Source organism: Endothiovibrio diazotrophicus, assembly GCF_054657215.1.
On sequence record NZ_BAAHXB010000069.1, the window covers coordinates 1 to 23,765 of the forward strand.

At 69.2% G+C, this 23,765-nt stretch carries 16 protein-coding genes; 6 read left to right on the forward strand and 10 right to left on the reverse strand.

The features are described from left to right. The 4 genes from istA to ACYQ2W_RS16330 all read right to left on the reverse strand — a co-directional run. Window positions 1-852, reverse strand: an 852-nt coding sequence (gene istA / locus ACYQ2W_RS16315) for an IS21 family transposase (protein WP_459869347.1), incomplete at its 3' end; no start/stop codon positions are given. A gap of 153 nt (window positions 853-1,005) precedes the next feature. Continuing rightward, entirely contained in the window at window positions 1,006-1,209 is a 204-nt protein-coding gene (locus tag ACYQ2W_RS16320; RefSeq protein ID WP_459869349.1) for a helix-turn-helix domain-containing protein, read from the reverse strand. A gap of 1,719 nt (window positions 1,210-2,928) precedes the next feature. Continuing rightward, window positions 2,929-5,232 carry a polyphosphate kinase 1 gene (gene ppk1 / locus ACYQ2W_RS16325; RefSeq protein WP_459869351.1) on the reverse strand — a complete coding sequence of 768 codons (2,304 nt, stop codon included), beginning with the start codon at window positions 5,230-5,232 and terminating at the stop codon, window positions 2,929-2,931. Between the two features lie 86 nt (window positions 5,233-5,318). Next, complete coding sequence (locus tag ACYQ2W_RS16330) at window positions 5,319-7,109, reverse strand: Na/Pi cotransporter family protein (protein ID WP_459869353.1); 1,791 nt, start codon at window positions 7,107-7,109, stop codon at window positions 5,319-5,321. 147 nt (window positions 7,110-7,256) lie between these two features. Between ACYQ2W_RS16330 and ACYQ2W_RS16335 the strand changes: the two genes are divergently transcribed. Then, a complete protein-coding gene (locus ACYQ2W_RS16335) occupies window positions 7,257-8,225 on the forward strand; it encodes a tRNA dihydrouridine synthase (protein ID WP_459869355.1) in 969 nt (322 codons plus the stop codon). A 236-nt stretch (window positions 8,226-8,461) separates the two neighbouring features. On the opposite strand, the gene ACYQ2W_RS16340 is transcribed toward ACYQ2W_RS16335, so the two are convergent. From ACYQ2W_RS16340 to ACYQ2W_RS16350, 3 genes are read right to left on the reverse strand one after another with little or no spacing between them, the layout of a single operon-like run. Further along, window positions 8,462-9,520, reverse strand: a complete 1,059-nt coding sequence (locus tag ACYQ2W_RS16340) for a succinylglutamate desuccinylase/aspartoacylase family protein (protein WP_459869357.1) — start codon at window positions 9,518-9,520, stop codon at window positions 8,462-8,464. Continuing rightward, window positions 9,520-10,440 (reverse strand): 30S ribosomal protein S6--L-glutamate ligase, encoded by a 921-nt coding sequence (gene rimK / locus ACYQ2W_RS16345; RefSeq protein WP_459869359.1) that lies wholly within the window; start codon window positions 10,438-10,440, stop codon window positions 9,520-9,522. Before rimK ends, ACYQ2W_RS16340 begins: the two co-directional genes overlap by 1 nt. Before the next feature lie 22 nt (window positions 10,441-10,462). After that, window positions 10,463-10,909: an ATP-dependent zinc protease family protein gene (locus ACYQ2W_RS16350; RefSeq protein ID WP_459869361.1), complete on the reverse strand. Its 447-nt coding sequence runs from the start codon at window positions 10,907-10,909 to the stop codon at window positions 10,463-10,465. Between the two features lie 479 nt (window positions 10,910-11,388). Here ACYQ2W_RS16350 and ACYQ2W_RS16355 point away from each other — a divergent pair, with 479 nt between their 5' ends. Both ACYQ2W_RS16355 and ACYQ2W_RS16360 read left to right on the forward strand, forming a co-directional pair. Further along, complete coding sequence (locus ACYQ2W_RS16355) at window positions 11,389-13,134, forward strand: autotransporter assembly complex protein TamA (RefSeq protein WP_459869363.1); 1,746 nt, start codon at window positions 11,389-11,391, stop codon at window positions 13,132-13,134. 23 nt (window positions 13,135-13,157) lie between these two features. Continuing rightward, window positions 13,158-16,703: a translocation/assembly module TamB domain-containing protein gene (locus ACYQ2W_RS16360; RefSeq protein ID WP_459869365.1), complete on the forward strand. Its 3,546-nt coding sequence runs from the start codon at window positions 13,158-13,160 to the stop codon at window positions 16,701-16,703. 195 nt (window positions 16,704-16,898) lie between these two features. Here the strand turns inward: ACYQ2W_RS16360 and mtnA are convergent, their stop codons facing one another. After that, window positions 16,899-17,936, reverse strand: coding sequence for an S-methyl-5-thioribose-1-phosphate isomerase (gene mtnA, locus ACYQ2W_RS16365; protein ID WP_459869367.1), 1,038 nt, complete (start codon window positions 17,934-17,936; stop codon window positions 16,899-16,901). A gap of 72 nt (window positions 17,937-18,008) precedes the next feature. Here mtnA and ACYQ2W_RS16370 point away from each other — a divergent pair, with 72 nt between their 5' ends. From ACYQ2W_RS16370 to lnt, 3 genes are all read left to right on the forward strand, one after another. After that, window positions 18,009-19,325: a TRZ/ATZ family hydrolase gene (locus ACYQ2W_RS16370; RefSeq protein WP_459869369.1), complete on the forward strand. Its 1,317-nt coding sequence runs from the start codon at window positions 18,009-18,011 to the stop codon at window positions 19,323-19,325. A 423-nt stretch (window positions 19,326-19,748) separates the two neighbouring features. After that, window positions 19,749-20,126, forward strand: coding sequence for a hypothetical protein (locus tag ACYQ2W_RS16375; protein WP_459869371.1), 378 nt, complete (start codon window positions 19,749-19,751; stop codon window positions 20,124-20,126). Window positions 20,127-20,230: 104 nt separating this feature from the next. Further along, window positions 20,231-21,898, forward strand: a complete 1,668-nt coding sequence (gene lnt / locus ACYQ2W_RS16380) for an apolipoprotein N-acyltransferase (protein ID WP_459869373.1) — start codon at window positions 20,231-20,233, stop codon at window positions 21,896-21,898. Window positions 21,899-21,912: 14 nt separating this feature from the next. On the opposite strand, the gene ACYQ2W_RS16385 is transcribed toward lnt, so the two are convergent. Both ACYQ2W_RS16385 and ACYQ2W_RS16390 read right to left on the reverse strand, forming a co-directional pair. Continuing rightward, entirely contained in the window at window positions 21,913-23,094 is a 1,182-nt protein-coding gene (locus ACYQ2W_RS16385; protein WP_459869375.1) for an ABC transporter permease, read from the reverse strand. Beyond that, on the reverse strand, window positions 23,091-23,765 hold the full coding sequence (locus tag ACYQ2W_RS16390; RefSeq protein ID WP_459869377.1) for an ABC transporter ATP-binding protein: 675 nt from the start codon (window positions 23,763-23,765) through the stop codon (window positions 23,091-23,093). The genes ACYQ2W_RS16385 and ACYQ2W_RS16390 overlap by 4 nt, the downstream gene beginning before the upstream one ends.

The window sequence follows — 23,765 nt, forward strand, 5'->3', positions numbered from 1 at the left end:
GACTTCACCGGTGGTGCCATGGATACGGGCATTGGCCACCGTCTCCAGCCACTGGCGCAGGTGTCCCTCCACCTCCGCCCAGTCAGCGAACCGCTCGCCGTAGAGGGCGTCGTTCTTCACGTACTTCACCCCGGCCTCCACCTTGCCCTTGCTCTCGGGGTCGTAGCCCTCGCAGGCGCGGATGCGGAACCCCGCGGTGGTGGCGTACTGGGCGAAGCGCGGATTGAGATCCAGCTCCCGGTAGCGCTCATCGAGCACCACCAGCTTGGTTTGGTCGTAGACACACTCCTCCGGGCGGCCCCCGAAGTAGCGGAAGGCCTCGTCATGCAACTGGATGAAGCGTTCCGTATCGATCGGCCGGCGCGAGAGACCGACATACATCAGCCGCGAGAACGAGAGCACGAAGACGACGAAGTAGAGCGTGGCCGCCACCCCGTCGATCCATAGATCGCGTAGCTCTCCGGGATCGATCTGACACTGGACACCGGGAACGTCATCGAGCACCGGCTCGTAGTAGCGCGGCTGTGCCTCGGCCACCTCGTCGCGCAAGGCGCTGATGTAGCGCCTGAGCGTGCGCCCGGAGACCCTCAGCGGTCCCACCTTCTCCTGCAGCTTGCGCCGGATCTTCACCGCGCTGAGCTTCGGGAAATTCTCCAGCAGATGAATGATGTAGGTCCGGTGCTCGTCCAACGGCTTGCGGCGCGAACGGTTGGTGAGCTTGGCCTGGATCTGCTCCTCGTCCATCGCCAGGTACTTGCGCACCGTGTTCCTGGAGATCTTCAGGGCTCGGGCGATCTCCCGGACCGAGCTGCCCCGTCCCCCGTCGTACATCGCTTTGATCTTGGGTATCACTACCCACTCCTTCAATGCTGCTCTCCACCCGACAAAGGGGCTGGAGAGTAGGTCTCTGGTGGCCTGACGGCCACCGGGGGTGGGTCAAAATTGTTGGCCAGTAGTGGGTCAGTTTAAGTGGCCATTAACACCTGGCCGCAAGCGACCAATTTTCTAACCGCTTTGCTCCAGGCCTTCCCGAATGATTTCAGGGTGACGAGAGGCGATACCGATGAGCGCCTTGGCCGGACCTGATGGGCTACGCCTCCCCTGCTCCCGTTCCTGCAACGTGCGCGGAGAAATTTGCAGGACCGCAGCAACTTCCCGCTGAGAAAGTCCTGTTTTATTCCTGGCCTTCGCAACCTCGTTGGCTTCCACCCGGGTACCTGGAAGGTAGCTTGATCAATTTCGGCGGGCGCCGCCCGAGCGGCGCCCGCCGTGGGTCAGGCGCTCTCCTCCTCCAGCTCGTTGAGCCGGCCGGCGAAGGCCCAGCACTCCGAGGCGAGGTCGCTGAGGGTGGCGCTGATGGCGTGGAGCTCTTCGGCGCTGAGGGGGATGGCGCCGGCCTCCAGGGCGCGGCCGAGGAGGTGGGTGGTGCCCTGAAGCTTGGTCAGGCGGTGGGTGAAGCCTTCGTGCAGCTCTTCGGGGCTCAGGCCGGGCTGGAGCTAGGTCCAGGTGTCCAGCGGGGTGGAGACTTCGGGCGCTGTGGTAATCTGGCTTTGGTTCATGGGATTGATTCCTGTAACGATGTATCCTGTGGGCTACCGTCCGGTGTGGCTGCACCGGGCGGTTCTCCCTTCCGATCGCCGCGCTCGCGGCGGGTGGGGCGCGCGGTGGCGCCTCTTCTGCTCGTCACTCCTCCTTCTTGATTGTGCTGTTTGACTAACACACAGATTAGTGGGTTTGCGTACAGTTATCAAGGATGAATCGATGGAAATTCGTTGTTTTTCAGTGAGTAGGAATGGGATTACACACTCGTGGAGGGCGGGTGTTTCGAGTGAGGGCGGCGGTGGAGTCGCGGTACCTGTGTTGGAGCGGTGTGCTTCCTTGCGTCGGCGCACTCCGCGCCGCTTACCGAATGCCGTGCCCGCTATGGGGTTCCCCCTCCCCTCACCCAAATCGCGGATAGCGGGAAGATGGTCGAGCGTCTCGTTCCGGGTTCGACTTTTGCCATCTGAGTTTTCCTCGCCTTACGACACGCCCCGCGACCACAAACTTGTGAACGCGGATCGGCAATCGGATTTTTGATTGCCCGCCGGCTGTCAGAACATCCTGTCGGCGGAGCTTGATGGGCTCCATCTCTTCCGTCGGCCCTGCCGTCGCCGAGGAGTTCTCCGGTAGGTCGTTGCGGCGGTGGGAACGGTGCCTTCGTTCGTGTCGCCGCGGTGGCGGCGACCTGCGTTTTTGGCGAGTTCAGATACCAACGGTTTTGAGCGGAGGTTCGTTGGGGTGGTGCGCCTCCTGGCGTCGGCACGCCGTACGCCGGTTGGGAACGACCGTGAGGCATTTGGCAGCCGTGCCTTCGTTTGGCACGACGCGGAGCGTCGAGGTGGGGCGTTCCCACGCGGAGCGTGGGAACGAGGGGGGGGGGGGCGGCGGCTGTGCCTTCGTTTGGCACGACGCAGAGCGTCGAGGTGGGGCGTTCCCACGCGGAGCGTGGGAACGAGGGGGGGGGGCGGCGGCTGTGCCTTCGTTTGGCACGACGCAGAGCGTCGAGGTGGGGCGTTCCCACGCGGAGCGTGGGAACGAGGGGGGGGCGGCTGTGCCTTCGTTTGGCGCGACGCGGAGCGTCGAGGTGGGGCGTTCCCACGCGGAGCGTGGGAACGAGGGGGGGGGGGGCGGCTGTGCCTTCGTTTGGCGCGACGCACAGCGTCGAGGTGGGCGTTCCCACGCGGAGCGTGGGAACGAGGGGGAATGGCGGGATGTGGGGGGAGCGAGGGAAGAGAGGTCTTCTTCGTGCCCTTCGTGCCTCTTCCTTCGTGCCCTTGGTGTTGAAAAGACGCGTTGAAAGATGCCCTGGTGCGACGGGGCGGCATGGGCCCCGGCAACCGCGCGGAGCCCGATCGCAATGGTCCCCTTCGTGGTGGAAAAGCCCGCTCAGCGGACGTTGCGGCGGCCGAGGCCCTTGGTCTTGCGTTTGCGCAGGCGCTTGGCCTCGTGGAGGCGCGCTTCGGCCTCTTCGAGGAGGATCTGCTGGCTGTGGCGCTGCTCGCCGCCCTCCTCCGGCATCCGCTGGTGGTAGTTGCCGTCGGTGTCCATCTCCCAGGCGCCGCGGCGGTCGTTGAGCTGGGTGTCGAGGATGTTGCGCAGCCGTTCGCGCAGCGCCGGGGACTCCACCGGGGCGACCACCTCGACCCGGCTCTCCAGGTTGCGCATCATGCAGTCGGCGGAACCGATGAAGTACTCCTCCTCGCCGCCGTTGCGGAAGTAGAAGATGCGGGTGTGTTCGAGGAAGCGGCCGACGATGCCGATCACCCGCACGCTCTCGGAGAGGCCGGGGACGCCGGGGCGGATGCGGCAGGTGTCGCGCACGATCAGGTCCACCTTCACACCAACCCGCGCCGCCTCGTAGAGGGCACGGGTGATGTCCTTGTCCTCCAGGGCGTTCATCTTGAACTGGATCAGGCCGCCCCCCTCTTCGCAGTGGCGGTCGATCTCGCGCTCGATGCGCGAGAGCAGGCCGCGTTTGAGGTGCTTGGGCGCCGGCAGCATCTTCTTGTAGTCCCGTTTCGGGGTGTAGCCGGTGGTCAGGTAGTTAAAAAGCTCGGTGGCGTCCTGGCCGAGCTGTTCGTCGTTGGTGAGCATGCCGAGGTCGCAGTAGATGCGCGCGGTGCCGGCGTGGTAGTTGCCGGTGCCGATGTGCAGGTAGCGGCGCAGGCCGGAGTAGTCGCGGCGCACCACCATGATCACCTTGGAGTGGGTCTTCAGGCCGACCACGCCGTAGGTGACGTGGATCCCCTCGGCCTCCAGCCGCTCGGCCCAGCGGATGTTGGCCGCCTCGTCGAAGCGCGCCTTCAGCTCCACCACCACCGCCACCTGCTTGCCGTTCTGCGCCGCCTCGACCAGGTAGTCGAGGATCTTGGTGTCCTTGGAGGTGCGGTACAGCGTCATCTTGATCGCCAGCACCTTGGGGTCCTCGGCGGCCTCCTTGACGAAGCGCTCCACCGAGGTGGAGAAGGATTCGAAGGGGTGCTGGAGGAGCAGCGGGCCGTTGTCGCGGATGATGTGGAAGATGTTGCGCGAATCGACCAGCTTGTGGTGGTCCACCGGGCGGTGGGCGGGGTCGTGCAGCTCGGGCTTCTCCGGCAGGTCGATGAAGGCGATCTCGAACAGGTCGCGCATCGCCATCATCCCCTCCACCTCGAAGACGTCGTTGACCTCGTCGAGGCCCAGCTCGGCGGCGAGCATGCCGCGGTGGACCGGGTCCATGCCGCGGCCGATCTCCATGCGCACGATGGGGGCGAAGCGGCGGTCCTGGAGTTCGGACTCGATCATCGACAGCAGGTCGTCGGCGTGCTCCTCGGCCCGCTCGGTGTTGGCGTTGCGGGTGACGCGGAAGAACTCGCAGCTGATCACCTCCATGCCGGGGAAGAGCATGTCGAGGTTGTGGGCCATGACGTCTTCCAGCGGCACGTAGCGGTGGCCCGGGCCGACCTTGAGGAAGCGGCTCACCCCGCTGCCGCTGGGCACCTTGACCCGCGCCAGCGACGGCTGGTCGTCGTCGCCGGGGTATTGCAGCCCGACCAGCAGGTTGAGGGAGAGGTTGGAAACGAAGGGGAAGGGGTGGGCGGGATCCATCGCCTGGGGGGTGATCAGGGGGTAGATGTTGTCGTAGAAGTAGCGGCGCAGCTCGTCGCGCTCGCCCTCGCTGCACGACGCATAGGTGACCACCTGGATCTCGTGTTCGGCGATCCGCGCGAGCAGCGCCGGTAGCAGCGCCTCCTTCTGGTCTTCCAGGTCGTGGACCACCTCGAAGCTGGCCTCGATCTGCTGCTGCGGGGTGCGGCCGTCAACGGTGAGCTTCTGCACGCCGGCGCCCACCTGCTGCTTGAGGCCGCCGATGCGCTTCATGAAGAACTCGTCGAGGTTGGCGCTGACGATGGCGGTGAATTTGAGCCGCTCGAGCAGCGGGGTGCGCTCGTCCTGGGCCTCGTGGAGCACGCGGCGGTTGAAGGCAAGCCAGGTGAGCTCGCGGTTGAGGTAGAGGGCGGGGTCGTCGAGGTCCGGTCCGGCGGCGGCCTCGGGAGCGGACTCGACGGGCGGAGCGACCGACGGCACGGGGGATTCCGGCGCCATCGCCACCGGCGTCGCCTCGGCCACCGGCGTCCCGCTCGGCGGGGTCTCCGGCTGCCCGCTCTCCACCACCGTCAGTTCCACACCCTGGTTTTCGCTCGCCTGCATGTTCTCTCTCCGCGTCACTGAAAGGACGGCATGGGGGCCGCCGCACAATCCGCAAAGTCTAGCAGACTGCCGATGACCGGTCGGTTTCAGTCGGAGAGTTTTGCCGCTGCCGGGCCGTTGACGCTGACCACCGAGCGGGCGATCCGCTTGGAGAAGTAGTAGACCCGGCGGAAGTACTCCAGGGAGTCCATCTCCATGCGGTAGGCGGCGATCCGCTTCGGCTCGTCGACGATCAGCCGGCGCGCCTGATGGCGGCGCGCCTCGGCGAGCTGCTGGTTGATGTCGAGCTTGCGCTCGATTACCAGCTGGGCGCGGGCGCGATCCTGTTTGACCAGGGCCTGGATCGCGTCGTGGAGCGTGGTGGCGACCAGGCTGTAGACGTTGCGCAGCACCTCCTGGGTGTGGTCGCTGACCTGCAGTCCCTCGTCGATGCGGTCGATTCCCTGGGCCACCAGATTGGTCTCGATCACGTCACCGATGTTCTCCAGGTCGTTGACCGCCTCCATCAGGCTGATCAGCTCGGCGGTCTGTTCGTCGGAGAGCTCGGTCTTGCTCACCTCGCCGAGGTAGCGGATGACGTGGCCGTGGAGGATGTCCACCTCGTTGTCCATCTTGGCGATGGACTCCAGTTCGCGGCGATCGCCGCCGAGCAGCGCGGGGAGGATGCGGTGCATCATCCGCTCCACCCGGTGGCCCATGCGGTCCACCTCGTGGCGCACCGCCTCCAGGGCCATGGTCGGGGTCTCCAGCAGCAGCTCGCTGAGGTACTTGGGCCGCACCTCGTGCTCAATCCCTCCGGTCCCATCGGGCACCAGCCGGCGAACCAGCCGCACGATCTGCGAGGTGAAACCGATGAACAGCAGTGTATTGAGAACCTTGAACAGGGTGTTGGCATTGGCGATCTGGCGTGGCGTCTCCGCCGCCATCCGGCCCATTTCGCTAGCCGCCGCGACCGTCGGTGAGATCCATGCGGCGAGCGCCGCCAACTGATCGATGAAACCGACCCACACCAGCACCCCGACGATATTGAAAAGCATGTGCACCACACCGGCGCGCACCGCCTCGCGGGGCTTGCCGATGGAGGCGAGCAGCGCGGTGACGCAGGTGCCGATATCGGCGCCGAAGGCCAGCGCGATACCGGCGGGAAGGGTGATGAATCCCTGGGACGCCATGACGATGACGATACCGGTGGTGGCCGACGAGGACTGGATCAACGCGGTGAACAGCGCGGCGACGACGATCCCGAGCCACGGATTCTCCATCTCGCGCATCAGGTCGAGGAACGGTGGGTAGTCGCGCAGCGGCGACATGGCATCGCCCATCAGCGTCATGCCGAGGAAGATCAGGCCGAGGCCCATCAGCATCTCGCCGTAGTAGATCAGCTTCTCGCGCTTGGCGAAGAACTGCATGCCGAAGCCGGCGGCGATCATCAGCAAGGCGTACTTGGTCACCTTGAAGGCGACGATCTGGGCGGTGACGGTGGTGCCGATGTTGGCGCCCATGATCACCCCCACCGCCTGGGACAGCGTCATCAGGTTGGCCGAGATGAAGCCGATCACCAGCACCGTGGTCACCGAAGAGGACTGGATCACCGCAGTCACCCCGGCGCCGGTCACCACACCCATGAAGCGGTTGCCGGTAAGCTGGGCGAGGATCGCGCGCAACCGGTTGCCGGAGACCGCCTTCAGCGCCTGGGCCATCATCTCCATGCCGAAGAGGAAGATCGCCAAGCCGCCGAACAGCCCCATCGCCATGTCCTTCCAGGGCAGCGTCGGCACGCCTTCCGGGTCCGTCGCCATCGCCACCGAGGAGGCCGCAAGCGTGATCAGCAACACCGCGGTCAGCGGCACCTTCATGTTGTTTATGGTTTTTTTCATCCGCATGGGGCGATGATAGCACTGCATGGACGGTTGATGGCACAACTTGAATTCAGGCTTCAGGTGGCAGGTGACGAATGGTGGGCGACGCGGTATGGTCCCCTCCCCGCCGAATGGCTTCTTCCGTCGAAGCGCCCCTCTGACGTCATGCCCTCCCCGTCCATACCACAGCGCCGCGCCAACCCGATCCAACTGCACCTGGCCCCGATGGAGGGGGTGATCGACCACCACATGCGTGAGCTGCTCACCGCGCTGGGCGGCTACGACCTGTGCGTCACCGAGTTCGTGCGGGTGAGCGACCGGCTGCTGCCGGAGCGGGTCTTCCACCGCCTCTGCCCGGAGCTGGCGCACGACGGACGCACCGCCGCCGGCACCCCGGTGGTGGTGCAGCTGCTCGGCGTCGATCCACAGGTGCTGGCGGAGAATGCCGCCCGCGCCGCGGAGCTGGGGGCGCCGGGGATCGACCTCAACTTCGGCTGCCCGTCGCGCTTCGTCAACCGCAAAGGGGGCGGGGCGGCGCTGCTCGACTACCCGCGCCGGGTCCACGACATCGTCGCCGCGGTGCGCCGGGCGCTGCCCGCGCAGTTGCCCCTCTCGGCCAAGATGCGCCTCGGCATGGAGGACGACGAGCTGGCGCTGGAGAACGCCCTGGCGGCGGAGTCGGCCGGCTGCGCGCGGCTCACCGTCCACGCCCGCACCCGCGCCGACGGCTACCGGGCGCCGGCACGCTGGGAGCGGCTGGCGGCAATCCGCGAAGTGCTGTCCATCGAGTTGGTCGCCAACGGCGACATCGACGGGGTGGCGGCGTGGCGCCGCTGCCGCGCGGTGAGCGGCTGCGACGCCTTCATGCTCGCCCGCGGGGCGGTGGCCCGGCCGGACCTGGCGCGACGGATTCGCGACGACGAGGCGGACCACGCGATGGGTTGGGAGGAGGTCGCCGGCCTGCTGCGGCGGCTGGCGGGAATGATGGAGGCGGACTACAGCGACCGCAACCGCGGCACCCGGATCAAGCAGTGGCTGGCGATGATGCGGGGGTACTCCGCTGAGGCGACGCGGTGCTTCGAGCGGGTGCGGCCGTTGCGGCTCTATTCGGAGATGGCGCCGCGGTTGGGATGAGCCCAGCCCTTCTGGTTACGACGCTCTGCGTCGTAACCGGGCACCTTGGACGCTCTGCGTCGTAACCGGGCACCTTCGACGCTCTGCGTCGTGCCTGGCGGCGGCAGTTCCGATGAAGACGCCGACGCGGAGCGTCCAGACGAAGGCCGCTGCCAACGGTAAGGCTCGGTTACCACGCAGAGCGTGGTAACCAGATTCCCACCGCTGCGGCGAAGATGAACAACCCACTCTCGGGGTTATTCCATCACCACCGTGGAGTGGTTCGGCTCGTAGGTATCCTGGAACTCGTTGACCCGCTCCTCCACCCGTTCGGCGTCGCGGAACCGTGCGATGTGGAACAGCGCCTCCCCCTCGTTGGCCAGCGGCAGCATCGAGCGGCCGATGACGATGCCGTTCCACGGCGAGATGACGACGCTCTCCCGCTCGCCGAAGGGGTCGGCGATCAGCGCCAGCCGCTGCCCCTTCTCCACCCGTCCGCCAAGGGCCACGGTGTGGCGGACGATGCCGCTCTCCGGGGCGCGCACCCAGCCGGTGGCCCGCGCCACCACCGGCTCCGGGCGCGGCCGCTTGCGCGCCTTCGCCGGCGGCAGCATCTCCAGCTTGCGCATCACGTTGAGGATGCCGACGACCCCGGCGCGAATCCCCAGCTCGTCGAAACGCAACGCCTCCCCCGCCTCGTAGAGCAGCACCCGCACCCCGCGCTCGGCGGCCACCTGGCGTAGCGAGCCGTCGCGCAGATCGGAGTTGAGCAGCACCGGAACGCCGAAGGCGCGGGCCAGCTCCAGGGTCTCCGGGTCCTCCAACTGGGCGCGGATCTGCGCCAGGTTGGCGCGGTCGCGGGCGCCGGTATGGAGGTCGATGCCGTAGTCGCAGCGCTCGACGATCTCCTCCATGAACAGATTGGCCAGCCGCGCGGTGAGCGAGCCCTTGTCCGATCCGGGGAAGGAGCGGTTGAGGTCGCGCCGGTCGGGGAGGTAGCGGGAGTGCTGGATCAGCCCGTGGATGTTGACCACCGGCACCGCGATCAGGGTGCCACGCAGCCGGCGCAGGACCGAGTGGCGGAGCAGCCGGCGGACGATCTCCACCCCGTTCAACTCATCGCCGTGGATCACCCCGCTGACGAACAGCGTCGGCCCCTCGCGCCAGCCGCGCACCACCTGCACCGGCATGCTCAGCGGGGTGTGGGTGTAGAGTTTGGCCGCCGGCAGGTCGACGGTGCGGCGCTGGCCGCGAGGCACCTCGATACCGCCGATCTCGAAGGGGGCGGCCCTGCCCCTCGCCGGCGAATCGGCCATCAGCCGCGGCCGCGGGTTGGCGCCCGGTGGCGCCTACCCTCGGTCTCCGTCGCCCGCTTCTCGGCGTAGCGGACGATCATCCCCGCCACGTCCTTGCCGGTGGCCGTCTCGATCCCCTCCAGACCCGGCGAGGAGTTGACCTCCATCACCACCGGCCCGTGGTTGGAGCGCAGGATGTCGACGCCGCAGACGTCGAGCCCCATCACCTTCGCCGCGCGCACCGCGGTGGAGCGCTCCTCGGGGGTGATGCGGATGATGCTCGCCTCGCCGCCGCGGTGCAGGTTGGAGCGGAACTCCCCCTCCTTGCCCTGGCGCTTCATCGCCGCCACCACCTTCTCACCGATGACGAAGCAGCGGATGTCGGCGCCCCCCGCCTCGGCGATAAACTCCTGCACCAGGATGTTGGCCTTCAGCCCCATGAACGCCTCGATCACGCTCTCGGCCGCCTTCTGGGTCTCCGCCAGCACCACCCCGATCCCCTGGGTCCCCTCCAGCAGCTTGATCACCGCCGGCGCGCCGCCCACCTCCTTGATCAGGTCCTCCACGTCGTCGGGCTTGTGGGCGAAGCCGGTCACCGGCAGGCCGATCCCCTCGCGGGCGAGCAGTTGCAGGGCGCGCAGCTTGTCGCGGGCACGGGTGATCGCCACCGACTCGTTGAGCGGATAGACCCCCATCATCTCGAACTGGCGCAGCACCGCCGTGCCGTAGAAGGTGACCGAGGCGCCGATGCGCGGGATCACCGCGTCGAAACCCTCCAGCACCTCCCCCTTGTAGTGGATCGAGGGGCGGTGGGAGGTGATGTTCATGTAGCAGCGCAGCACGTCGAGCACCCGCACCTGATGCCCCCGCTGCTCGCACGCCTCCACCAGGCGGCGGGTGGAGTAGAGCTTGGGGTTGCGCGACAGGACGGCGATCTTCATAGGGACGACTCCTCGACTGAATTCATTTTTCGGGTTTGCCCCGCAGGTAGGAACCGGCGGGATCGACGCCGAAGCGTCCGGCGATGGCGGTGCGCCCGAGCAGCATGCGGAAACGCATGGTGTCGCGGTCGGTGAGGGTCAGCTCGATCGGCCAGCACTCGCCGGCGATGCACACCTCGGTCTCCACCACCCAGCGATGCTCGCGATGCCCCCCCGAGTCGGAGACGTTGCGCCGGTCCTTGACCGGCGCGCGGCACTCCACCACCTTGTGGTCGCTCTTCTGCACCGGGTGGACCAGGAAACGGACCCACTCCCGCCCCTCCGCCTCGTAGGGTTCCACCAGAAAGGCGTGGAGGGTGGAAGTGCGGGCGCCGGTGTCCACCTTCGCCTTGATCCGCCCGATCCCCAATTGGGGCAGGGAGAGCCACTCGCGCCAGCCGAGCATCGACAGGGCGGACTGATCGTTCATGTGCAAGATCTCCGGATACGCAGACGCATCTCGACCACCCCCAACACCCTAACGCAACGGGCGTGGGAAGTTAACCGGCGCGGAGTTTAGCCGCAAACGGGGCGGGAGGGTGCGCTTTTGTGAGGTGTGGCGCGCACCCAAGTGGGAGAAGGAACATACGGGTGTGCCGCGGCGCGAAACGCACCGCTCTCCGACGACCGAACGGTCGGGCAGGCCACCCGAGTTTCGACGCAGAGCCCTCGTTATGCACGGCGCCCACGGGGCGCCCTATAGGGCGCCCCGTGGGCGCCGTGCGAAGCGGAACTGCCGCCGAAAAACCTGTTTTGACCGACCCGACACTCCCCGTTCGTTACAATGCGCCCCGGCGGAACATCCCGGCCGACCGCCGGTCCCAACCGCCGACGATGACAATTTCTGACCCCGCCGGGGAATTCCCCCGACTGCAGTTACCGGGGTGTATCCGGCGCAACGGAGCGTTCATGGGAGTTCTCGACATCGGCAGATGGACCACCGCCCTGGCGCTGCTCGCGGCGGCGGCCGCCGTCCACGGCGCGGGGGTGGTGGAGATCGACGGCCTGGAGGGCGCGGCGAAGGAGAACGCCCTGGCCGCCCTCTCGCTGCAGCGGGAGCGGGAGGCGGCGCTCACCACCGCCCGCCTGCACCGCCTCCACCGCCTCGCCAACGGGGAGATCCGTCACGCCCTGGAGCCCTTCGGCTACTACCGCGCCAAGGTCGACGGTTCCCTGGAGGAGAGCGGCGAGCAGTGGCGCGCCCGCTATCGCGTCACCCCCGGCCCCGCGGTACCCGCCGAGCGCGTCGACCTGCGCCTGGAGGGCCCCTGCGCCGAGGACCCGCCGTTTCAGGCCCTGCGCGACCGTTTCCCCCTCCAGCCCGGCGCCCCGCTGGACCACCGTCGCTATGAAGAGGGCAAGCGGCGCCTGCTGGAGCTGGCCGACCGCCGCGGCTACTTCGACGCCAAGCTGACCCGCCACCACATCGCCCTCGACCTCGACGCCTACCAGGCGCGGGTGGCGCTGGCCCTGCAGTGCGGTCCGCGCTATCGCTTCGGCGCGCTGCGCTTCGACCAGGAGGCCTTCAACGACACCCTGCTCGCCCGCTACGCCTCGTTCGCCCCCGGCGACCCCTACGACCTCGACGCCCTGCTCGACCTGGAACGGGCGCTGCGCGACGCCGACTACTTCGACAGCGTCGAGGTGACCCCGCTGCGCCGCCAGGCCGACGCCGACCATCGGGTGCCGATCCGGGTGCGGCTGGAGGAGCGCAAGCGCTCCAAGTTCACCTTCGGCCTCGGCTACGGCACCGACACCGGCCCGCGCCTCGGCGTCGGCTGGGAGCGCCGCCGGCTCAACCGCGCCGGCCACCGCTTCCAGTCCGACCTGCGCCTGAGCGGCGTCGGCAACCGCCTCAACGCCAGCTACCTGATCCCCGGCGAGCACCCCGAGACCGAACGCTGGACCCTCGCCGCCGGCTGGGAGACCGACAACACCGACAGCCGCGACAGCGAGAGCCTCACCCTCGGCGCCGCGTGGCGCCACCAGCGCGCCGGTTGGGGCGAGGAGCTCTCCCTGCGCTACCTCGACGAGGACTACACCACCGCCTCCGACAGCGGCGAGTCGGAGCTGGTGATCCCCGCCGTCGCGTGGTCGCGCAGCTGGGGCGACGGCGGCCTGGAGGTGCGCCGCGGGGCGCGCCTGGAGCTGGAGCTGAGCGGCGCCGCCGAAGGGTTCCTCTCCGACGCCAACTTCACCAAGGCCACCGCCCACGGCAAGCTGATCCTCCCCCTCGACCCCTTCGGCGGCGACGCCGGCCGACTGCTGCTGCGCGGCGACCTGGGGGTGATCGCCACCGACGAGTTCAACGCCCTGCCCGCCTCCCTGCGCTACTACGCCGGCGGCGACCAGAGCGTGCGCGGCTATGACTACGAGAGCCTCGGCCCGCGCGACGCCAACGGCAAGGTGGCCGGCGGCCGCTACCTGCTGGTCGGCAGCGCCGAGTACGAACACCGGCTGAGCGGCCCGTGGAGCGGCGCACTGTTCATCGACGCCGGCAACGCCTTCGACAGCACCGACGACCCGCTGATGGTGGGCGCCGGCTTCGGCCTGCGCTGGCGCTCGCCGGTGGGCCCGGTGCGCGTCGACCTCGCCCGCGCCCTCGATGGCGACGGTGGCTGGCAGTTGCACCTGCGGGTGGGGCCGGATCTGTGAGAGCGGCACGGCTCCTCCGTGCGGTGGCACTCGCCACCGCCCTGCTGGTGCTGCTGCCCGCCGCGCTCGCCCTGTGGCTCGCCGCCACCGACGGCGGCCTGCGCACCCTGCTCCACTGGGCCGCGCCAGCGCTGCGGGCGGAGCTGGCCCGCGGCTCCCTGCTCGGCGGCGTCACCCTCGACGGGCTGGTGGTCGACGGCGGCGGCCTCCACCTCCAGGCGGAGCGGCTGAGCGTCGGCTGGCGCCCCCGCGAACTGCTCGCCGGCCGCCTCCACCTCACCGCCGTCACCGCCAGCGGGATGAACGTGAGCTGGCACGACGAAGGCAGCGCCGGGGACGGCTCGCCCCTTGCCCTCCCGCTGGAGGTGATCGTCGACCAGCTCACCCTGGAGCGCCTCGCCCTCGACCTCGACGGCCAGCCCCTCGCCGCCCACCGCCTGGAACTGGCCGCCCACGCCGCCGGTCAGGCGGTGACCCTCGACCGCTGGTCCTTGGACGCTGAAGGCCTCTCCCTCAGCGGCCAGGGCGGCGTCACCCTGGCGCCCACCCTCGCCCTCGCGCAGACGCTCCGATGGGCGGTCACCCCGCCCGGCTATGCGCGACTGGCCGGCCGCGCCCGCCTCGACGGCGACCTCGCCCGCCTGACCGTCGAATTGAAGGCGCAGGAACCCCAACCCTTCACCCTCCAACTGACCGTGAAGGACGCCGCCGCTGCCCTCCACTGGCAGGCCACCGTGGCCGGCGACGAAATCGATCCGGCCCGCTTCGCCCCCGGACTGCCCACCCTCCCCCTGACCCTCGCCGCGACCCTCGCCGGCGACCTGGAGCACCTGCGCATCGGCCAGCTCAACGCCCACCACGCAGGAGGCGCCCGCCTCGCGGTGAAGGGAGAGATCGCCGCCCCCTGGGGCGACCCCCGACTCGATCTACAAGGAAATTGGAAAATGCTCGGCTGGCCCCTGCAAGGGCCCGCCGAGTGGCAGAGCGAACAGGGGCAGGTCGGCTTCCGGGGCACCGTGGAGGACTATCGCCTGGAGCTGAGCGGAGACGCCCGCGGTGAGCAGCTTCCTGCCGGCCAATGGCGGCTGCGCGGCGGCGGCGACGGCAACGGGATCGCCTTCGAAGAGGTGCAGGGGACGATTCTCGGTGGCGAGGTGAGTGGCAGCACCACCGTCCACTGGTCCCCCCGCGTGACCTGGCAGGCCGCCCTCCAGGGCAAGGGGCTCGACCCCGCCGGCCAATGGCCCCGCTGGCCCGGCCGCCTCGCCACCACCGCCCGCGCCGCGGGCGACGGCGGCGACTTCACCCTCCAGTTGGAGCGGCTGGACGGCACCCTGCGCGGCTATCCGCTGCACGCCGCCGCCACCCTGAAGCAGGCCGGCGACCGCCTCACCCTCGACCACGCCCGGCTCACCGCCGGCGACAACCGGCTGACCCTCGACGGCGTCCTCGCCCCCACCCCCGAGCTGGCGTGGTCGCTGGCCGCCCCCCACCTGGAGGCGCTGCTCCCCGACGCCGCCGGCGCCCTCGACGGCGCCGGCACGCTGGCCGGCAGCGCGCTGCAACCGCGCATCAACGGCCGGCTCACCGGCGACCGGCTGCGCTACGGCGAGCGGCATGCCGACCACCTGGAGCTGAAGGCCAACCTCGACCCCAGCGCCGCCGAGTCCTCCCGCCTGCGCCTCGCCCTCACCGGCATCGCCGCACCCGACCTCCCCTTCCGCACCCTGGAGATCGACGGCGATGGCCGCCCCGACGACCACCGCCTCACCCTGCGCGCCGACGGCGAGGCCCGCGCCCGCCTCACCCTGGCCGGCGGCCTCCACGGCGAGCGTTGGCAGGGCCGCGTCGAGGGGGCCGAGTGGGACCACCCGGCGAGCGGTCGCTGGCGCCAGGAGGCCCCCGCCAAACTGCAACTGGGCAATGACGGCCAGCGACTTGCCCCCCTCTGCCTGAGCGGCGCCGGCCACCTCTGCCTGGAGGGCGAACGCCCCGCCGCAGGTCCCGGCCGGCTCATCGCCGAGCTCGCCGACCTCCCCGCCCGGCTGCCGCTGAAACCCCTGGAGATCGAGGCGGACGCCACCCTCGCCGGCCGTCTCGAGCTGAACGAGCGGGGCGACGGCACCTTCCATCTGAGCACCACCGCCGGCACGCTGAAGCGGGAGGAGCCGGGCCTGCCGGCGGTGGTGGTCCAGCACGACGCGGGGCGGCTCGACGCGCGCCTCGACGGCGGCCGGATCGCCGCCGAGACCACCCTCGGCCTCGGCGACCTGGGCGGGGTGGCCGGCCGCCTCACCGTCGGCGCCGCCCCCCAGCGCCCCCTCGGCGGCCGCCTCGACCTCACCCTGAGCCGCCTCGACTGGCTCACCGCCCTGCTTCCTCAACTGGCCGCCGTCGACGGCCACGCCGACGCCCGCGTGGAACTGGGCGGCACGCTGAACCAGCCGCGGATCGACGGCACCGCCCAACTGGAGGCCGCCTCTGCCGAGCTGCCGGAGCAGGGCATCCACCTCACCGCGGTGACCCTGCGCGCGGAGGGCGACGGCCGCGGGCCGTTGCGCCTCAGCGGCGCCGCCACCTCCGGCGACGGCAACCTCCAGTTGGCCGGCCGGATCCAGCTGGAGGCGCCGTGGCGCGGCGAGCTGACGGTCCGGGGCCAGGGCTTCGAGGCGATCGACACCGCCGAGGCGCGGGTGATCCTCGACCCCGACCTGCGCCTCACCCTCCAGCCCGACCGTCTCCTGGTAAGCGGCCGGCTCACCATCCCCGAGGCGCGGATCTCCCCCGCCAACCTCCAGGGGACAGTGGGCGCCAGCGACGACGTGGAGATCGTCGGCCGGCCCACCACGAAAAAGGGTCCGCGCATCGACAGCGACCTCACGGTCGAACTGGGCGAGCGGGTGCACCTCACCGCCGCCGGCTTCGACGGCCGCCTGCAGGGGAAGGTCCACTGGTGGGAGCAGGGGAACGACCCGCCCCGCGCCGAGGGGGAGCTGAATACCGCGGAGGCCGCCTACCGCCTCTACGGCCAGAAGCTCACCGTGGCGAGCGGCCGCCTGCGCTTCACCGGCGGCCCCGCCGACAATCCCGAACTGGACCTCACCGCCACCCGCAAGACCGGCGACGTGACCGCCGGCGCCCACGTCCGCGGCCCGCTCAGCGACCCGCGCCTGACCCTCTTCTCCGATCCGGCGATGAACCAGTCCGACACCCTCTCCTACCTGCTCTTCGGCCGCCCCGGCAGCGGCCTCTCCGGGGCCGAGGGGGAGCTGCTGCTCAACGCCGCCGCCAGCCTGGTGGGCGGCGGCGGCGACGGCCCGGTGCACGCCGTCGGCCAGGCCCTCGGCCTCGACGAGGCGCGCATCCGCGACGACGGCGGGCTGCAGGACTCCGCCCTGGTGCTCGGCAAATACCTCTCGCCGCGCCTCTACGTCGGCTACGCCGCCGGCCTGTTCAAGCCCTCGGGAACGGTCGAACTGCGCTACCGCCTGGGCAAACGCTGGGAGTTGAAGAGCGAATCGGGCACCGCCGGCAGCGGCGCCGACCTGCTCTTCACCCTCGAACGGTGAACGAGGCTCGAAGCAAGGGAAAAAACCACGAAGCCCCGGCGTGGCCTCGTGCCTTCAGCCACGAAGATCGTGAAAAATGCCGGCGACTTTCGATGACGCGCGACATGTTCAACCGGAAACCGCGCTACCTTCCCTCGTCGGAGCACCACGCTTCCTTCTCCGCGCCTCTGCGTCCTCCGCGTCGATCTCCCGTCGTCACGAAGCCATCAACGCCGCGATCTTCTCCGCGGTGGGGTTGAGCACCACCCCCTTCTCGGTGACGATGGCGTCCACCAGTTCCGCCGGGGTGACGTCGAAGACCGGATTCCACGCCTCCGCCCCCTGCGCCGCGATGCGGTTACCGAAGACGCCGAGCACCTCCTCGGCGGCGCGGGTCTCGATCGGGATCTCCTTTCCGCTCTTCACCTGCATGTCGATGGTCGAGGTGGGCGCGGCGACCATGAACTTGACCCCGTGGTGGCGGGCGGCGATGGCCACCTGATAGGTGCCGATCTTGTTCGCCACGTCGCCGTTGGCGGCGATGCGGTCGGAGCCGACCACCACCCACTGCACCTTGCCCTGGCTCATCAGGTGGGCAGCGGCGCCGTCGGCGAGGAGCGAGACCGGGATCTTCTCCTGCACCATCTCCCAGGCGGTGAGGCGCGCCCCCTGCAGCCACGGGCGGGTCTCGTCGGCATACACCCGCTCCACCTTGCCGGCGGCGAAGGCGCTGCGGATCACCCCCAGCGCGGTGCCGTAGCCGCCGGTGGCCAGGGCGCCGGCGTTGCAGTGGGTGAGCACGCCGTTGCTGCCTGCCAGCAGCTCCGCCCCCAGTTCGCCCATCCGGCGGTTGGCGGCGATGTCCTCTTCCAGGATGGCGATCGCCTCGACCTCCAGCAGCGCCACCGGGTCCCCTTCCAGGGTCTCGATCAGCCGCCCCATCCGCTCCAGCGCCCAGAACAGGTTGACCGCGGTGGGACGCGATTGCGCCAGCCGCTCGATGTCGGCCTGGATCGCCGCCTTCCAGCCGTCGCCCTGCTCGGCGAAGCGGTGGCGCGCCGCCAGCACCACGCCGAAGGCGGCGGTGATGCCGATGGCCGGAGCACCGCGCACCACCATGTCGCGGATGGCCTCGGCCACCGCGTCGGCGTCGGTCAGGGTGAGGTATTCATAGCGGTCGGGGAGGATGCGCTGGTCGAGGAGTTCCAGGTGGTCCCCCTCCCAGACGATGGGGCGGATGGTCTCGTTGCTCATGGCTTTACAGTGTTCCCGATTCGACGGAGTGCGCTATGGTAGCGCAATTCTTTTGCGTGATATCTTGCCCCCATGAAAAACGTAGAAACCCTGATCGACGCCCGCTGGATCGTCCCGGTCGCCCCCGACGACCGGGTACTCGAAGACCACTCCCTGGCGATCCACGAGGGCCGCATCATCGACCTTCTGCCCCGGGAAGAGGCGGCGGCGCAGTACCATCCGGCCAACCGCGCCGACCTGGGCGAGCACGTGGTGATCCCCGGCCTGATCAACGCCCACGCCCACGCCGCCATGTCGCTGATGCGCGGACTGGCCGACGACCTGCCGCTGATGACCTGGCTCGAGGAGCACATCTGGCCCGCCGAGGCCAAGTGGGTCTCCCCCGACTTCGTCCACGACGGCGTGCAACTGGCCATCGCCGAGATGATCCGCGGCGGCACCACCTGCTTCAACGACATGTATTTCTTCCCCGACGTCGCCGCGCGGGTCGCCCGGGCCGCCGGCATCCGCGCCTGCATGGGGCTGATCGTCATCGACTTCCCCACCGCCTGGGCGTCGGGGCCCGACGAGTATTTTGCCAAGGGGATCGAACTCCACGACGCCTACCACAACGAGCCGCTGATCCACACCGCCTTCGCCCCCCACGCCCCCTACACCGTCTCCGACGGCCCCCTGGAGCGGATCCGCACGGTCGCCGACGAGCTGGAGATCCCGATCCACATGCACGTCCACGAGACCCTCTTCGAGGTCGAGGAGGCCGCGCGCAAACAGGGCTGCCGCCCGCTGGAGCGGCTGGACCGGCTGGGGCTGCTCTCCCCCTCGCTGATGGCGGTGCACATGACCCAGCTCACCGACGGGGAGATCGCACGGCTGGCCGAGTCGGGGAGCCACGTCGTCCACTGCCCGGAGTCCAATCTGAAGCTGGCCAGCGGCTTCGCCCCGGTGGCCAAGCTCTCCGCCGCCGGCGTCAACGTTGCCCTCGGCACCGACGGCGCGGCGAGCAACAACGACCTGGACATGTTCGGCGAGATGCGCACCGCCGCCCTGCTCGCCAAGGCGGTGGCCAATGACGCCGCGGCGATCCCGGCGATGGAGGCGCTACGCATGGCGACGATCAACGGCGCCAGGGCGCTCGGCATCGACGAGACCACCGGCTCGCTGGAGCCGGGCAAGGCGGCCGACATCACCGCGGTGCGCCTCGACCGTCTGGAGACCCAGCCGCTGTTCGATCCGGTCTCCCAGCTGGTCTACGCGGCCAGCCGCCACCAGGTGACCGACGTGTGGGTGGCCGGCCGCCAACTGCTCCACGACCGCCGCCTGACCACCCTCGACGAGGCGGAGCTGACCGCCCGCGCCCGCGCCTGGGGCGCCAAGCTGGCGGGCGGTTGACCGCGAGGCCGGAATCATCCGCACTCATCTGCGAAAGAGTGCAACCGTCCTCAGGAATTGGGCAGGGAATCCGTACACGCCCAAGCGTGTACTCCAACGCTCCGCGGTAAGAAGCCGATTTAATCAGCGTTTGCCCAAGCCGGACTCAAATCTCCCAATCCACGCCATACCAAACCGTTACCCGCCCGCCCTTCTCAGAATCCCCCATCCCACATCTCTTGTTTATCGGCACCCATAAGAAATATTCGCCGATAGCGCCTATACAACGCTTAATCCCTCCTCCTGGAAAAGCCGCCTTTCCGATTAAATAACCATTATAAACAGTTAGTTATATAGATTCTCTTCATTGGCACGAATCCTGATTATCCCTCGGTGACGACTGGACGACACGATCCATTTTCCCTATCCCCGAGGTCAATCATCATGAGACTTTTCATCCGCAGGATTTCTCTTTGCGCCCTTTGCCTTACCGCGACCGCGGCGCAGGCGGGAAATGACGGCAGTTGCTCCTACACCATCACCAACTGCCTGACCAGTTCGATCATGACCGAACACAGCGAAATCAGCGTGTTCGTCTATGACGGCAATGACGCCGTTCATATGGCGGACAACGAGTCGCACTATTTGTCGGCCAACGAAGTGCAAAAGCTGAGTTGCGACTACTCCGACTGCGATACCTGGGTGGAGGGGTACGTCGATCACAAGTGGCGGGAACACCGCAAGAACGATTCATGCTCTGATCTTTGGATCATTCAGGATGGCAGCAACGATTTCAGCATAACCACCTCCAGCGGCTGCTGAGGCGCACGCTCCCCACCCGTCGTGGAACACCGACGGCGGCACCGGCCGTAGCCGCTGCACGCCCCGGTGACATCCAGACCTTCCCGGCTCAGGAGCGCATTCCCATGCCCGTGGAGATCACCGCTCCATCTCCCACCGCAACGCCGGCCTCCCGGCTGAGCGGGCTTGGACGGGTCGGCGCGCGGGCCGCGGCGGCCTTCGCCGGCGGCACCTTGACCGCCGTGGCGTTTCTCCCCTTCGGCTGGTTTCCGCTGGCCCTCGCCGGACCGTGGATCTGCTTCCATCTGTGGGAGCGTGACAACGGCCGCGCCGCCTTCGTCCACGGCTGGCTGTATACCGTCGCGCTGCTCAGCGTCGGCGGCTACTGGCTCTATCTGAGCCCCAGGGAGCTGGGCAACATCCACTCACCGCTGGCCGAGATCCTCACCGGGCTCTTCATCGCCGTGATGGGGCTCTACATGGGTCTCGCGGGACTCCTCTACGTGCGCCTGCACGAGCGCCTGCCGCGGCCCGGCCGCGCCCTGCTGCTGCTGCCCGTGCTCTGGGTGGGTGCGGAGTGGCTGCGCAGCTGGGCTCTCACCGGTTTCCCCTGGTTCGGCCTCGGCTACGCCGCGCTGGACACGCCGCTCGCGGGGTGGGGTCCGCTGGTCGGCTCCCATGGCATGAGTCTGGCGGTCGCCGCCACCGCGGGGGCGCTGGCGGCGGCGCTGCGCTCGGCAACGCTGCGCGGACTCCGCCTGCCGCTGCTCGCGGTGGCGCTGCTGTGGGGCGGCGGCGCCCTGCTGGAAGGTCGGAGCTGGACCCGACCGACCGGCGCGCCGCTGCGCGTCGCCCTCGCGCAACCGGGCGACTGGCTGCGCGGCGTGGACAACATCGACCGCTGGGCACGCATCCGCCCCCTCACCGAGAAGTTGCTGGACGAAGCCGACCTGGTGGTATGGCCGGAGACCCTCGAGTCCCTCTACCTGGACGAGATCGATCGGGAGGACGCCGACGCCTACTGGGTCGGCGACCAGCCGTTGAAAAAGACCCTGTGGAACGAGCGTTGGTTCCTCTTCGACGACCGCCCGCGCCACTTCGCCGTGGCCGCCCACCAGGAGGGTCTGCTGGTCGGGGCGCTGGAGGGGATGGCCCGCGCACGCGGCAAGAGCGTGGTGGCCGGCTTCAGCATCACCGACAACCGCCGCGGCCTGCGGTACAACTCCCTGATCGCGTTGGGCGGGCGCAACCGCGCCGTCTACGACAAGCGCCATCTGGTCCCCTTCGGCGAGACGCTCCCGCTACGCCACGCCCTGAGCGGCTTCTGGGAGTGGCTGGAGATCGACCGCACCCTGTTCAGCGACAGCCGCAACCGCACCAACCTGCTGCCGATCAATGGCCACCTCGCGGGGGTCTCGATCTGCTTCGAGTCCGCCTTCAGCGACGACATCCGTGAGTCGCTGCCCGCCGCCCACTTCCTCATCATGGCGAGCAGCGACCGCGCCTTCCGCGGCACCGTGGAGCCCTACCAGCACCAGCAGGTGGCGCGCATGCGGGCGCTGGAGAGCGGCCGCTGGATCGCGCGCACCAACAAGACCGCCATCACCGCCGCCATCGCCCCCGACGGCCGGGTGGCGTCCGAACTCCCGCCGGACCGCCAGGGGGTCCTCAAGGAGTGGATCCAGCCGCGGGACGGGGCGACGCCCTACGTCCTGCTGGGGAACGGGCCGCTGCTGCTCTGGGGAGTGGGCGTGCTGACGGTGACGCTGCTTTGCCGGAGACGGGGCCGGTAACGGAGCCCACACCCCTACTCCGCCCGCAGCGCGGTGATCGGATCCAGACCCGCGGCCTGGTGGGCGGGGAAGAAGCCGAAGAAGATGCCGATCAGCGCGGAGACGCCGGCGCCCAGCACCACCGACTGCCAGGAGACGAAGAACTCCCACGCCTGCACCTCGGAGACCACGTAGGAGGCGCCGACGCCGACACCGATCCCGAGGACACCGCCGACCATCGAGAGCAGCATCGCCTCGATCAGGAACTGGTAGCGGATCTCCTTGCGCCGCGCGCCGAGGGCGCGGCGGATGCCGATCTCCTGGCGCCGCTCGGTGACCGACATGAGCATGATGTTCATGATCCCCACGCCGCCCACCACCAGCGAGATGCCGGCGATGGCGGCGAGCAGGACGTTGAACATCCGCCCCTGCTTGCGCATGCGCTCGATCAGCTCCTCGGCGGTGACCACCCGCAGCTTCATCGCCGGATTGCGGCGCAGGAAGTACTGTTCCACCGCCTTCACGCACTGCCCCTCGTCGGCCGTGGGCCGGATGCGCGCGGCCACATCGCGGATCGGCGGGTGGCGCCCGCCGCCCAGGGTGGTGGCGAGGGGGACGAAGAAGGCGGTATCGGGCTCGACCCGCGTCTGCCTCGATTCGGGCGCCGGGGCGAGCACGCCGACCACGGTGTAACGCCCGTCCTCCAGGGAGATCTCACGGCCCACCAGCCCATCGGGGGGACCGCTCAGGCCGAGCAGCCGCGGCAACTCCGCACCCAGCACCACGAAACGGCGGCTGCCGTCGAGCGACGAAATGAGGCGTCCGGCTGCCAGCTGTAGCTTGTTGACGGCGAAGAACCCGTCGGTCACCCCCAGCTTCTCGGCGTTGACGTCCTGCTCGCCGGGACGCTTGGGAAGGCCCGCCGAGGAGCGGGTGAACGGGGCCGCCAGGCGCAGGCACGAGACGTGAGCGGCCAGGCCGCCAGTCAGCCCGGGGTCGTTGAGGCTGCGATCATCGCCCGCCACCGCCAGCCTCAAGGTGAGCATGTCGGTACCCATCTCGCGGAACTGCTTGGTGGCCTCGTTGGTGACGATGCGGCCGATGGAAACCAGGGCGATCACCGCGCCGATGCCGATGACGATGCCCAGCAGCGCCAGCGCGGTGCGCTGCTTGGTGGCGTAGAGGCTGCGCCAGGCCTCCTTGACGTAGGGACTCATGGGCTCGCCTCCTCCAGGAGACCGTCGGCCATCGTCACGGTGCGCTGGCAACGCGCCGCCACGCCGGGGTCGTGGGTGATGATCACCAGGGTGATGCCCTCGTCGCGGTTGAGGGCGGCGAACAGCGCCAGGATCTCCTCGCCGACCCGCGGGTCGAGGGCGCCGGTGGGCTCGTCGGCGAGCACCAGGCGCGGCTCGCCCACCAGCGCGCGGGCGATGGCCACCCGCTGGCGCTGTCCGCCGGAGAGTTCGTTGGGGCGGTGGTGGGCGCGTTCGGCCATCCCCACCTTCTCCAGCATCTCCAGGCTGCGCCGGCGCTGCTCGCGCTCGCTCACCCCGCGGTAGATCAACGGCACCGCCACGTTCTCCGCCGCGCTCAGGCGCGGCAGCAGATGGAACGACTGGAAGACGAAGCCGATCAACTCGTTGCGCGCCCGCGCCAGGTCGTCGTCGCTGTAGCGGCCGATCGCCCGGTCGTTGAGCCGGTACTCCCCGCCGGTGGGGCGATCGAGCAGCCCGATGATGTTCATCAGGGTGGACTTGCCGCTGCCGGACTTGCCCATGATCGCCACCATCTCGCCACGGCCGACGAACAGATTGGCCCCGCGCAGCACCTCCAGGCGGGTCGGGCCCACCTGGAAGGACTTGTGGATATCGCGTAACTCCAGCAC